General features: G+C 45.2%; 10 protein-coding genes. 7 read left to right on the top strand and 3 right to left on the bottom strand.

The window, feature by feature from the left end; all coding sequences use genetic code 11:
• Positions 1-183 precede the first annotated feature (183 nt).
• The 5 genes from AC58QC_RS12640 (at position 184) to AC58QC_RS12660 (ending at position 5,115) form a co-directional block, all read left to right on the top strand.
• Positions 184-1,200 carry a hypothetical protein gene (locus AC58QC_RS12640; RefSeq protein WP_497415494.1) on the top strand — a complete coding sequence of 339 codons (1,017 nt, stop codon included), beginning with the start codon at positions 184-186 and terminating at the stop codon, positions 1,198-1,200.
• Complete coding sequence (locus AC58QC_RS12645) at positions 1,197-1,469, top strand: hypothetical protein (protein WP_497415495.1); 273 nt, start codon at positions 1,197-1,199, stop codon at positions 1,467-1,469. Before AC58QC_RS12640 ends, AC58QC_RS12645 begins: the two co-directional genes overlap by 4 nt.
• A 3-nt stretch (positions 1,470-1,472) precedes the next feature.
• A complete protein-coding gene (locus AC58QC_RS12650) occupies positions 1,473-2,348 on the top strand; it encodes a sugar phosphate isomerase/epimerase family protein (RefSeq protein WP_497415496.1) in 876 nt (291 codons plus the stop codon).
• 240 nt (positions 2,349-2,588) lie between these two features.
• Positions 2,589-3,440, top strand: coding sequence for a stalk domain-containing protein (locus tag AC58QC_RS12655; protein ID WP_497415497.1), 852 nt, complete (start codon positions 2,589-2,591; stop codon positions 3,438-3,440).
• Between the two features lie 175 nt (positions 3,441-3,615).
• Complete coding sequence (locus tag AC58QC_RS12660) at positions 3,616-5,115, top strand: protein adenylyltransferase SelO (protein ID WP_497415498.1); 1,500 nt, start codon at positions 3,616-3,618, stop codon at positions 5,113-5,115.
• Between the two features lie 597 nt (positions 5,116-5,712).
• On the opposite strand, the gene AC58QC_RS12665 is transcribed toward AC58QC_RS12660, so the two are convergent.
• From AC58QC_RS12665 to AC58QC_RS12675, 3 genes are all read right to left on the bottom strand, one after another.
• Positions 5,713-7,191 (bottom strand): oligosaccharide flippase family protein, encoded by a 1,479-nt coding sequence (locus AC58QC_RS12665; RefSeq protein WP_497415499.1) that lies wholly within the window; start codon positions 7,189-7,191, stop codon positions 5,713-5,715.
• Positions 7,192-7,415: 224 nt separating this feature from the next.
• Positions 7,416-9,032 carry a response regulator transcription factor gene (locus AC58QC_RS12670; protein ID WP_497415500.1) on the bottom strand — a complete coding sequence of 539 codons (1,617 nt, stop codon included), beginning with the start codon at positions 9,030-9,032 and terminating at the stop codon, positions 7,416-7,418.
• Entirely contained in the window at positions 9,025-10,839 is a 1,815-nt protein-coding gene (locus tag AC58QC_RS12675) for a cache domain-containing sensor histidine kinase (protein ID WP_497415501.1), read from the bottom strand. The genes AC58QC_RS12670 and AC58QC_RS12675 overlap by 8 nt, the downstream gene beginning before the upstream one ends.
• 183 nt (positions 10,840-11,022) lie before the next feature.
• On the opposite strand from AC58QC_RS12675, the gene AC58QC_RS12680 reads away from it, so the two are divergent.
• Complete coding sequence (locus AC58QC_RS12680) at positions 11,023-12,366, top strand: ABC transporter substrate-binding protein (protein WP_497415502.1); 1,344 nt, start codon at positions 11,023-11,025, stop codon at positions 12,364-12,366.
• Between the two features lie 89 nt (positions 12,367-12,455).
• Positions 12,456-13,337 (top strand): carbohydrate ABC transporter permease, encoded by an 882-nt coding sequence (locus AC58QC_RS12685; RefSeq protein WP_497415503.1) that lies wholly within the window; start codon positions 12,456-12,458, stop codon positions 13,335-13,337.
• Positions 13,338-13,342 lie beyond the last annotated feature (5 nt).

Raw genomic sequence — 13,342 nt, forward strand, 5'->3', positions numbered from 1 at the left:
GCGAATCATCCAGATGCGATGCTGGGGGAGCTTCCCTTTGACCGCGTAACGGAACCCCTTCCATGTCGTGATGTATTTTAGTGCAAATTATTATGTTGTTCACTGTATGTATCTAAATAGTAACTAGAACTATGATTAGATCATATGTAAATAAAATAGTGCAAAGATACTGGAGGGCTATTTATGTTGCATCCATTCATGGGAATCAAGGATTGGGATCGAAACGGGATGTCAGTAGAAGAATCAGCAAAAACATTACAACGAATCGCCTATGTAGATCGCCAATTGATGCGGATCGAGGCTGGTCATATGGCGGCTAGACCTGAATATGAAATAAAAGGAGCCCTTGCGCGGTTAAGCTCGCAGGATGCGGAGCACCACGATCAATTCCGCAATCGGATTAAGCAGCTTCGCATGAGTACCGTGGCATTCGACAAATGCCCTGATGTGTCGCTAAACGAGCTTATGCAAACCGTGTTGAATTCAGCGACGACCTTGTGTTTGTTGACGGCGCTTTTTGAAGTGGTGAAACCAGCACAAATAGCTGCAATTCATGCCTATAGGGGAAAAGCACAGCCGCTCGTGGATGAGCCTACGCTGCATATTTTGAAGCATCAGCTCGTCGATCGCGAGGAGCAAATGGACTGGGGGCGCGAGGCGCTTCAGCATCTCTTGCTAACTGCCTCGGAAGCGGAGAAGGAACAAGCGAGACATTGGAGAATGTATGTGGAACAACTTCTTGCAGCAGCTGGCGGTATAACCGGATGGGAAGATCGGGCCCCTGTGGATCCATCTGTTCGAATCTTAACAGAGCCATTTGCGATGCCGCAAACGAGCACGAGAGACAGTCGTTTTCAGTCACAGGTTGTGAAAATGCAAGGGTTTGGCATCCCCGATAATGAGGATGGACGATTCTTGTCGATGATGCTGTCTAGGTATTTCGAGATGTCTCCAGCGGAGGGTGTAGCCTATGTCCATTTCACAACCGAAGGAAAGCCATGGCATTTCTATCGCGATACGGCTAGGCATATGTGGGATGAAGTACGCCATAGCTGGTTTGGTGAGGCTGCGCTTCGTGTGAAAGGGTACGATGTGTATCAATTCCCCAACTGGACGGGGTGGTACGATATGACGGCACAGCTGTTCGAGGGCACCGAAGCCTATTCGCATTTGACGATTGCCATTGAAAAGGCGCGATGAAATATCCGCCAGGCAAGCGCGAGGAGTGGGAGTTTTGCCGAGATGTCGCGAAGGATCCGCTCATGACGACGTTTCAAGATTTTGACTGGGCAGATGAAGTTGTACATGCTGGCTTCGGGCAGCGCTGGATGATTGAAGATGTCCACGGCGGAGATGCGCGTGCTGCACAAGAGGAAGCAGAAAGAACGATGCAGAAACGTGCTGTGTATATGCTGGCGCATGGTGATCTCACTAAAAATAAACCGGCCGGAAGCCTGGGAGGATACTAGCACATGTTGACCAAGTTCGATAATACCCGTATTAATGATGGCTCGAATCGCCCTCCACGGATGGAAGTTCATCAATCCATGTGGGCGACGATGGGGCTGGGTCCGGATGGGACGGAGCTGCCGCTTGAGGTGAAATTCGAGCGTATCGCGGACGCAGGGTTTACTGGCATCTTAGGGAGAGTACCTGATGCTCAGAATAGGGACATATGGAAAGGTTTGCTGAGCCAATACGGGTTTAGCTTCGGTACACATTGCTTTCCGTTTAGTGCGAGTGACTTATCTACGCACATGAAACATGCGGATGATATCGATATGCTGTATGTGAACGCGCAGGTGGCTGATTCATTTGTAGTGGGGGATGAGGCAATCCAACTGCTTGCTGAGCTAGGTGCCGTGACGGCTGAGCACAGAATTCCTTTCTATGTAGAGACGCATCGCGGCAAAATTACACAAGATTTGATCCGCACTGTTCAATACGCACAAGCGCTCCCTGATTTGCGTTTTACATTAGACATCTCCCACTATGTGTTGGCAGGGGAAATGACGGAGAGACAAGAAAAAGCAGAGCTTCTATTCGAAACCATACTGCAGCGCACGTCCGCGATTCATAGCCGCATTTCTTCAGGTGAGCAAATTCAAGTGAATACTGGCTACTCAGATGCGATCCTGGGGCGCTTTGAGAAATGGTGGACGCAAGCGATGCGCTATTGGCTGCAGGGAGCTAAGCCGGGCGATGTGCTGCCTTTCGTCTGCGAGCTTGGACCTGCACCTTATGCGATCACGGGGGCGGATGGCAAGGAACTATCTAGTCGGTGGGAACAGGCTTTGGTCTTGAAAGATGTGGCACAAGCTTGTTGGAAACGTGCTGCGGCAGAATAAGGTAGTACAATAAATAGTTGATTAGCGAAGCAGTGAATAATTGAAAATATCCATTCAATAACCGCCTTACGACTAATAATCGTTGGGTGGTTTTCTTTTTTTCTGGGGCAAAAAAATATTTTTGTAAAAAACGCCCGCTTAATGTTTTTAAACCACCCATCCAAAATCAGGAAGTCTATCGAATAACTAAGAGAGTGATAAAGTTAGATAAAAAGATACATAAAAAAAGGAGTCGTTATTATGAAAATGAGTAAAACCTGGATGATTGCTGCTTCATGCATCGTTGCAACAAGCCTTATGGCAGGATCGGCATTCGCCAAATCCGAGAATGGCAATAACCCTGATAAACCGGATACGTCAAAAACAGGCGTAGAAATCAAGGTGAAAGTTGATGGAGGAACGGATGCAACTGTCGCTTCCAATACGTATGGAAATGGTGGCAAAAATGGTTATAAAGGTCTTCTGAACGCAATAGAAAATGTAAAGGATAAACCTGCTGGGGCTGTTATCGCCGATCTTCTTTTGACTAACTACGGTGCCCATATTAGTGACGAATTGAAAGCTGAACTTGATTTGATTAAAGATAGAGATGCTGCGCTATCTGCTGTAGCTGACGTATTGGACGAGCAAGGAAGTGTAACGGATGCGGTTTATGTTCAAAAGGAAGCAGTGAAAGTAAACCTTAAAAACATCAATTCCTATAAAAAGCTAACTAAGCTTTATCACAAGCTAGGGAAAAAAGGTGTTTTCTTATACGTAAATGGTGAAGAGCCAACTTTAGAAGTGAATCCATTCATTAAAGATGGCAGCACATTGGTGCCATTCCGCGCCATTTCTGAGGCGTTAAAAGCTGAAGTGAAGTGGGACGCAGTAGAGCGTTCGGTAACAGTTACACGCGATGGTGTAAGTGTGAAGCTATTCATTGACAGCACGAAGGCTTTTGTAGATGGTAAAGAAGTTACTTTGGAAGTTCCTGCGACCATCGTGGAAGGTAATACAGTAGTGCCGGTTCGTTTCATTAGCGAATCTTTGAAAGCAACGGTTAAATGGGAAGATGAGACCAAATCAGTTGTCATTTACGAAGAAGAATAAGTTTTCGTTCCAATTGGAGCCTACCATGCGTAGGCTCTTTTTTCTTTAAAAAATAAGATGAATAACAGGTGAAATACGAAATAACAAGGTGTCAGCAATGTGGAAAGGGTATAATATAGGTGTATTATGTAAAAGAAAAAACTAAGATATTACTGATGAAAGAAAAGGAGATCCAATGACAGAAAACCAAACAGTTAAACATACAGGATGGAACTTTGATAACAGCTATGCACGTTTGCCGGAATCTTTCTTTACCAAAGTGAACCCTACCCCTGGACGGGCACCGAAGTTGGTAGTACTTAATGTTCCATTGGCAGCAACCCTAGGCTTAAACGCCGAAGCGTTACAAAACGATGAGGGTGTTGCAACGCTTGCAGGCAACCATATACCCGAAGGTTCGATACCGCTTGCGCAAGCCTATGCGGCGCATCAATTCGGACACTTTAATATGCTTGGCGATGGCCGTGCAATCCTGCTTGGCGAACAGATCACACCTTCGGGTGAGCGTTTGGATATTCAATTGAAGGGCTCGGGCAGAACACCCTACTCACGTCGAGGCGATGGTCGTGCAGCACTCGGACCCATGCTGCGCGAATATATCATCAGCGAAGCGATGATCGGGCTTGGTATTCCTACCACTCGCAGTCTAGCGGTGGTGACAACTGGTGATCCTATTTACCGCGAAACCGTGCAACCGGGCGCAGTTCTGACACGTATTGCTGCTAGTCATATCCGAGTGGGTACTTTCCAATATGCTGCACAATATGGCACAGGCGAGGATATCAAAGCGCTTGCGGATTACACAATTCAAAGACATTATCCGGAAGTTGAAGCAAGTGGAAGTGGGAGTGAGAGTGGGAGTGAGAACCGCTACCTTCACTTCCTGCAGGAAGTGATCAAACGCCAGGCTAATCTCATTGCCAAATGGCAGCTCGTTGGCTTTATTCACGGCGTGATGAACACCGATAATATGGCCATTAGCGGCGAAACCATTGATTATGGACCTTGCGCTTTCATGGATGCCTATGACCCAGCAACTGTGTTCAGTTCCATTGATACGCATGGCCGCTACGCCTATGGCAATCAGCCGAGAATTGCCGTGTGGAACCTCGCGAGATTTGCGGAGACCCTTTTGCCGCTGCTGCATCCCGAGGAAGAACAAGCAATCAAATTAGCTGAGGGTGCACTTTCCGATTTTTCCAAGACCTATCACCAAGATTGGCTTACGGGAATGAGAGCGAAGCTAGGGATTTTTGGCGAAGAGGAAGAGGATCACGCGTTGATTGAAGGTCTACTTAGCTTAATGGAGAAGAATAGTGCAGATTATACAAATACGTTCGTAGCATTAACTTTTGATAAGCTGGAGGACAATGTCATGTTTGGCACGCCGGAATTTGCTGCATGGCAGGAGCAATGGCTGACAAGACAAGGCAGGCATCAGGAAAACCAAGCTGCCTCGCAGCAGTTGATGCGCAGCAGCAATCCTGCGATCATCCCGCGCAACCACCGCGTTGAGGAAGCGCTGGAGGCCGCGGTGGAACATAGCGACTATAGCGTGATGGAGCGACTGCTAGCTGTGCTAGCCACCCCCTACGCGCACACCGATGATCAGACTGAGTATGCCGCTTTGCCTGAGCCATCAGCCTGTGGGTATCAAACCTTTTGCGGGACCTGACAATCCGTACCAATGCTCAAAGCCAACTGCCAACTGCCAACTGAGGTGGTTGGTTTATTCTATTTTAACTGGATTTCTCCATCTATTTGAGCCGTAATCCACACGTTTATTGAACTAGCTGTATTTTCTACAGTTATTTTTCTTCTTCTAGCCCGATTCCTTAAATTTCTGTTAAAATAACTGGACTTTTTCCATCTATTCTTCAAAACACAGGGGATTCGCCAAATTTAACTGTAAGTTTTCCATCTAAACTGTGAGCAAGCATCTGAACTCCTTTGAACAAAGACTTGAGGGGTAAGCCAACTGCCAGTTGAGGCGGTGGACTTACTTTATCTTTCCCACTCTATCGAAGAAGGCCAGATCGCCCTCGATGTGAAAATAACACTCCCACGCCCTCGCGTACGGGACAGCGGGTTTGCATATTTTGAACAATTGATTCTGGATCGGATATTGGTGAAAGAGCAGAATCCTGCCCTAGCCGACATCACAGCGAACAACAAATATGCGTACTCCATATAAGGGGAGCATGTCTGTCAAATACAAAAAGCACTTCAAGGCAGTACGTCTGCCTTAGAAGTGCTTTTTCTGCTGCCAAGCCTACATTTGGCGGGCTTCTGGCATATGTACATCCGTTCTGGTACGCTTTTCAATCACGATCGTTAGAATCAGTAGACCTAATAGACCGGCGCCGATGAATACGGGGTACCAAGCTTTGGCAAACACCCCAAGTTCCATGACGGCCATCATCCCTATTGTGGGTAGAAGTGGCTCGCCATAAGCCTTCCACCAATCAAGCGGAAATTTTTCATAGTAGAAAAATCCAATCATCGCGAGTGCGGAGACTGCCCAGCCCCCCGTATATATCCATACTGCTAAGACGGGACTTTCAGCCGCAATGAAAGGCACGATCGCAACGACGAAAATTCCAGCCACGATCATGACCCAGAAGTTCGCTCTCGTTTTTCCGATTCCTGCAAGAATACTCCCGCCAAGCCGACCCACGGAGGAGAATAAGACGCCTAAAGCCATCAACCGAATATACGCGGCGGAGTCTCCTGTTGTGAAGCTATCCCCGAATAGAAAACCGTTGATTTGATCTGGAAATAGACAGATGAGCGATGTCAGCGGGTATAGGAATATATTATTATACCGGATACAGCTCGTCCCACGATTCCTGCTTTCTTTTAAATCCTGAGAGCTCTCAGCTACGAATGGGAATGTGACGATCATGAACGCCCATGTAATGATACCGATAAATCCTGTTATCCGAAATCCATTTGATAAATAACCGACAGCGACAACTGAACTGGAACCGACCATCATGACTAGAAATGGCTGTTGAAACGCCTTGGCTATGTTCCCTGCCCAGGAAGGGAGACCATACGCCATCATGGTCCGTACCTCTTGCATGGGGATGCCCCCGAGCCATTTCGGCTTATGCACACGTTCAACTTTCCAAGCAATAAAAAGAGCAGTCAGGATCGCTCCCACGCTCATCCATACCGATATATTTTCTAAAAGGTTCAACTTGCCGATGGGCCATAAGACGCCTAGTACTGTACCCGAGGTAGCAAGGGTTGTGGTGATCACCATGAAGAAGGCTTGAACGCCGAAATCACGATTGCCAGAGAAGGACGCGACGCCTATGTTGATGATCGAGTTGAACATGAACATGATCGAGCTTAGGATCAGGGCTCCTTTTAGCTCAGGCAGATGATAAAAATTGGCTAGGAATGGCGCCAAAGAAGCTACGATTATCCCGAAGACGAGTCCGAATAGAGAGCTTCCGAACAAAGCAACGCGGAAATTAGTTTGAATCGCTTGCGCCGGTTTTCTTGAAAACGTATAAATCAAGGAGGAGTTAAATCCGACATTGAGAAATAAGGAGGCCATACCGAAAATTTGCAGCAAGAGATTCACTTGACCGAATTTGGTTGGATCGTCCAGTACACGAGCTAGAACAATACTTCCCCCTGTTTGCAGCATTTGATTAATGAAGAGACCGAGCACAATGATGGAGACATTCCGAAGTAAAAAACGCTGTGTATCCGTTAACATGACACTCCGACTCAACATGGGGATTGCCCCTTTTCCATTTTAGTTGTCTTTTACTTATTATCCAAAGAGTAGCAGACACCTACGGTGTTGACAACCGAAGAAATGGAAGATAAATGGAGAGAAATGGAGATATTTGAAGATTGCATGTCGCCTTGAATTGGTGAAAGAGAAATACAAGGATTGCAAATCCCTGAGTCGGATAAATTCAGGAACCGCCAGGGAAATCTTCCCTGACGGTTTTCTCAGGCTTTTAACGCGGCGGCTTGCTTTTCTTGATACTCTCCAGGTGGCATGTGGAAGTGCTGCTTGAATACATGGGAGAAATGCTTGACACTTACGTATCCTACTTTATCCGAGACTTCTACAATTTTCTCAGCAGGTCTTGCTCTCAGCAGCTTGGCGGCTTGCTCCATGCGCACTCGAGTTAGAAATTTAATATAAGATTCGTTCACGCTTTTATGAAAAACATTGCTCAAGTAACTAGCCGAAACGCCTATTGTATCTGCGATTATGGCCAGAGAGATGGGCTCCGAGTAGTGCGAATAGATGTATTCCTTAGCCTTAGCTACAAGGTCGTGCTCGTTCTCGTTATTGGGCCTTGGCATAGCATGCAGGTTGAAGGATTTGAGAATTTCATAAAAGATAAGCAGCACTTCTTCCTTAGATGGTTCCTTAAGAGTGAAGCTTTCCAGCTTCCTAAGGATCGTCTGAGCCGCTTGTATCCCTTCATCTGTGAAGTTAGGATTCATGGATGCTATGGATTTAATTAAATGAACGCCATACCGGTAAACAACGGGAAGCTGGTAACTGTCCATAAGCTCGGCATAATGCCTGACCGAAACCATGTAGTTCGTCACATTACGATCAAGCAATCCGGATTGAATGGCCATCATCGTTTTATCCAGTTCTAGAATGGAGGGCAGATCCTTACTCTCACCGCTGAAGGAGAAGCAGGAGTTACCGCCATATAACAGACGGCTCATGAGCATCTTGTGCGCTTTGCGATAAGAAGAGTTCAAGCGAAGTACATCGTTCACACAGGTACCAATAGTACCGGTGATCGTAATCCCCGTACTCTTATAGAGAGCGTCAGCTGCTTTAGCATGAAGGGCTCGGCATTGTTCAATCAGATCATCTTGGTTCTCACCCGTTACAAGTACAATTGTATTTTCCTCCGAATCGTAGAACACACGCCCTTCCTCCACAATTTCCGTCGCAATCTGCTGCAAAATATATTTAAATACAGGAATATCGGCATATGGAATAGATTTCCTAAGGATCATATCTTCATCCAAAGAGAGGATCATCAGATTACCTTCAGACTCGATTAAGCTCACTTTCAGACGGAAGAGAAGCGGGTAGAGTACTTTGATCTCCGCATTACTGTCTTCAATGACTGCCTTCAGGAAATTTTTGACTACATGGTTTTTGGAATCCTCAGAGAGTATACGCATCGAATGTTGGGTAAGGAGCTGACTTTTCTCTTTATCCAAATCTTGCGTAATACGTTCAAGAACGACGCGGAGCTCATCTTTTACAATGGGCTTCAGTACATATTCATTAACACCATAAGTAATGGCTTCCCTAGCAAAGCTAAACTCATCATGGCCTGATAGGATGATCGTTCTCGGTCGAGGAGACTTTTGAGAGATGATTTTACATAAAGTGAGTCCGTCCATGACGGGCATTTTAATATCGGTGAGAATTAAATCAACAGCATGTTGATCAAGAAGCTCGAGCGCTTCCTTGCCATCTGAGGCGACATGCACGACCTCCCATTGGGCATTGATCTTCGGAATCGTTAGCTTCAGATAATCTCTAGTAAGCGACTCATCGTCGACAACGAGCATTTTATACATGCTGCTTCTCCTCTCTGACGTCTAATTTGGGTAAAATGATAGTGATGCATGTGCCTACTTCGGGCGTACTATCAATCTTCAAACCATACTCCGTTCCATACTTCAGCTTGATCCGCTTATTCACATTGATAAGACCGACTCCTGTACCTGCACTATGATGTAAACCTTGGAGATCCTCGTTATAAACCAACGATTCCACACGTTCCCGCAGCTTAACCAGCTTATCGGCATCTATCCCTTTTCCATTATCGCGAACATAGAAATAAAGATTAGTATCGTCTTCATCACTATATATGTGTATGATCGTTTTCTCTTTTTTCATCTCGCACCCGTGAATAACGGCATTCTCAACCGCAGGTTGCAGGAGAAGCGCAGGAATATAATAACCGTTAAGCGAATTAGCAATGGTGATTGTGTATGCAAGCCTTCCATCGAATCTACTGCTTTGAATGCTAAGGTAAGCTTCTAGTAAGCTAATTTCCTGCCCAATCGTGATTTCTTTATCCCAGGTTGTCATCCCCCTTAGGAGGGAACTAAGCTTATTGATTTGATCTACGGCTTGCTCCTCTTTGCCACTCTGCATCAGAAGGGAGATCATATTGAGTGTGTTGAAAATAAAATGCGGCCTAATCTGGTTGAACAATGCTTTGATTTGCGCTTCCTTTTGCAGGAAATTTGCTTCATACACTTCGCTGACAAGCTTTGTGTTCTCTTCAAGCATCACTTGAATACGGTGAACCATCCCATTAAACGAGGACCCTAGGTAGCCTATCTCATCATATCTTTGGTTAGGAAAGGTGACAAATAAATTACCATGCTCGATTTCTTTCATCAGCTTCACGATGGTTAGCAGCGGATTGAGATATCTTTTGATAAAGAAGAAATAGACGAGAATAGCGAGAAAGGAGCTAATAATCGCCATTAAAAAAGCGATATTTCTTGTTTTGATGGCATTGTGATTGAGCTCGGCAAGGGAGTTTACGGCAACAACAGTCCAATTAGCTCGTGAAATGGGAGTCGCGTTCAGCAGATAGTTCTCATTATCCAAACGGATCGTCGTCTTGGACTGGCTGGTTTTCTGCATGGTTTGATATAGATCCAGCTCATAACCGCCTTTGACATTAGAAAAAATAAGATTATTATCTGCATCCACTATGAAAAGCCCGCCTTTACTGCCCATGTTCACTTTATTGCCAATGGCTTCAATACCGCTGTAATTCGCATCAACCTTAATAATACCGATAATTTTCTCTGTATCCTTGGTGCTGCGAAGCTGTCTTACAATTGAAAAGACCTTATTCTTCGGATTCTTAATAATTTGTTGCATATGCGCGGGGACGAAGATAGATTCTTGAGTTGAAAGCGCTTCCTTATACCAATCGAATTTGTGGAAATCGACCTTTGAATCGATGTTGGTCTGCACCCTGCCGCTCGAGTATGCCGTATCCGTTAGTACAAATACAGTCAGAATATCATTTCTTGGAATGATCATAATCTCATCCAGAAAATCTTCAATCGTGCGAGTCTTCTTGAGTTGTTCTATTTCCGAATCGGGTTGTGTGGTTTCCAGTGCAGCCATCACAGCCGAATTTCGGTAGGGGGCGACTGAAAGACGCGATAAATCGTCGAGATAATTGTCTATGTTCAGAGAAGCTTGCTCGATGATCTGCTGAACCCTTTCGGTGGACTGATTCTCGAAGTCTTTGGTGTACTGATGATAGGAGACGAAAGAAACCAGGATCACGGATAGTAGAATTAAAAGGCCAGTCATTATTAGCAGCTTGAACTTAATGCTCCATTTCTTCATTCCATAACCTCCCTACATGCCCAATATATCACATCAGGTTCAGTAACATCAGCACTTCTAAAAAAACCGCACTCCAATCAAGAAAATTCAGGTCTTAACGAATGATTAGATTGAAAGTAAGATGAAATAGAAAGAACTGTTTACAAAGTTTTCTTATATATAAGCGAAAAGGGAGGAAACAACGTGTTGAACAGAACTCTATCCATGGTCATGTGTTTCTCAGTTATATTGGGTATTGCCGCAGGTTGCGGAACCAAAGAAGAAGTAAAGCCAACTGCTGCCATTAGCAGCGAACCGGCCAAAGCAACAGAAAAGCCAACAGAGAAACCGAAGGAAGTTGTCACGCTGAAGTTTTTGACAGGTAAAGTAGAAACGGTAGATTTAGTTAATCAAATGATCGCCAAGTTTCAAACAGAGAATCCAGGTATCAAAGTAGAGCAGGAATATCAGAAGGATGCCAGCAATGTGATCAAAATCAAGTTCGCTTCTGGTGATGTACCTGATATTACCACGGTAGTTAGCCAAGATTACATTGATCAAGGAAAATACCTTGATTTATCGAACGCCGCTTTCTGGTCTAGAGTCCTGCCGGCTGTCAAGGATTTGAATACGGATATTAAAACGGGCAAGCAATTCTCCGCAGCAGCAACTGTAACGATGGGTGGTATATTCTATAACAAGCAAATCTTCTCTGAATTAGGATTAAAGGAAGCGCTCACATGGGCTGACTTCAAAACGAACCTGAAAACAATCAAAGAAAAGAAAAAAGGCGTCGTACCGATGTTCTTACCTGGTAAAGAAGCATGGTCGATGGGTCATTTAATTGAATTTATGGCTCACGGCATCATCAAGCAGAAATATGGTGTGTATGAATCACGCAAAGCGTTCATTAATAACGATGCAGCTAAGCTGGAGTTTGATGCTCCGGGCGGCAGTATGGAAACGTTCGCTGCTCGCATCATGGAGCTCAAGAGTGAAGGGTTGATCAATGCGGATGCATTGACGGCTACCTATGACAATGAAAAAGAGGATTTTGTTGCCGGAAAAGCAGCTATGTTCAGCCAAGGCATGTGGGTACTGGGTGATCTGCTCAAAATTAATCCGGATTTCGCCAAAAATATTGGCTTCAGCCCATTCCCAGCTTTACAAGATGGAGGCAAGCCAGTCGTATTATCCGCCGAGGATTCCAAATACGCGATCACTTCTGCGTCCAAGCATCCGGAAGAGGCTAAGAAATTCCTTGATTTCCTCTTCAAAGCGGAAAATTTAAAATCATACAGTGAAGCGATTAAATCGCCTTCCGCCTTCACCGATGTGAAAGCTGATTGGGGCCCGCTGCAAGATCAAGCAACGCAAGCATTGAAAACAGGTGTAAACATTGCCTTCACAGATACCCCTTCCGGCTTCTCAGGTGATGATGTAGGCCGTATGGTGCAAGAATTGATTGCCGGCAAATATAAGACACCAGCTGAGTTCGCTAAGACCTACAAGGACACATGGGATAAAGGCTGGAAAGCTTCCAAGTAAACAAATGAACTTGCGAAAAGGGAAGGATCACCGATCTCTTCCCTTTTTCAAATAGTCGTTCATACATTCGGGTTTAGGAGAGGATTGCAATGTATCTCTTGCGCGCCATTAATACCAATCTGCACAAATTTATGGCAGTACCTGCCATCCTATTATTCGCAATGTTCTTCATATACCCACTCACACAGGGGATAGGAATTAGCTTAACGAACTGGAACGGTGTCTCCCAAGCCAAATTTGTCGGGCTGCAAAATTTCGTCGATTTTTTCCATGACGACAGGGCCAAGCACGATCTGTACAATACACTTTTTTTTGCGCTCGGAAGTGCGCCGCTGCTAAATATTTTCGGACTCGTGTATGCGCTTATCTTGGATCGGAATTTTAAGGGGAAGGGCGTAGTTAGAGCCATCGTATATTTGCCGGCTGTCATCAGCCCATTAATTATGGGGTATGTCTGGTATTTCATTTTACAGCCGAGACGAGGCTTCCTCTATCATATTTTGGAGAATATGAACCTAGGATTTATGAACACGAATTGGCTTGGCGATAGTTCATCTGCGCTGAAGGTACTCGTGCTGGTCAACGTCTGGCAGTTTGTTGGCATGACGATGATTATTTATCTGGCAGGGCTGCAATCCATACCAGCAGAGTTATATGAATCCAGTAAAATCGATGGAGCTGGCTACTTTGCCACCCTACGCTCTATCACCATTCCACTGTTGTACCCTGCTATCCAAATCAACGTCGTAACGAATATCATAGGCTCCTTGAGCGTATTCGAAATTATTGTCGCCTTAACAGACGGAGGACCCGGTTACAGCACGGAATCTTTAAGTATTTATATTTTGCGGATGCTGTATGGCAGCTTCACGGGGTATTCAACGGCTGTGGCGTTAATTTTATTTGTCATGATTGTGATTCCTGTGTTCATCTTCATGCGTTTAACGAAATCCAGAGAGATTGAGATGTGAGGAGA

It is taken from the genome of Paenibacillus sp. J22P51 (assembly GCF_059692215.1).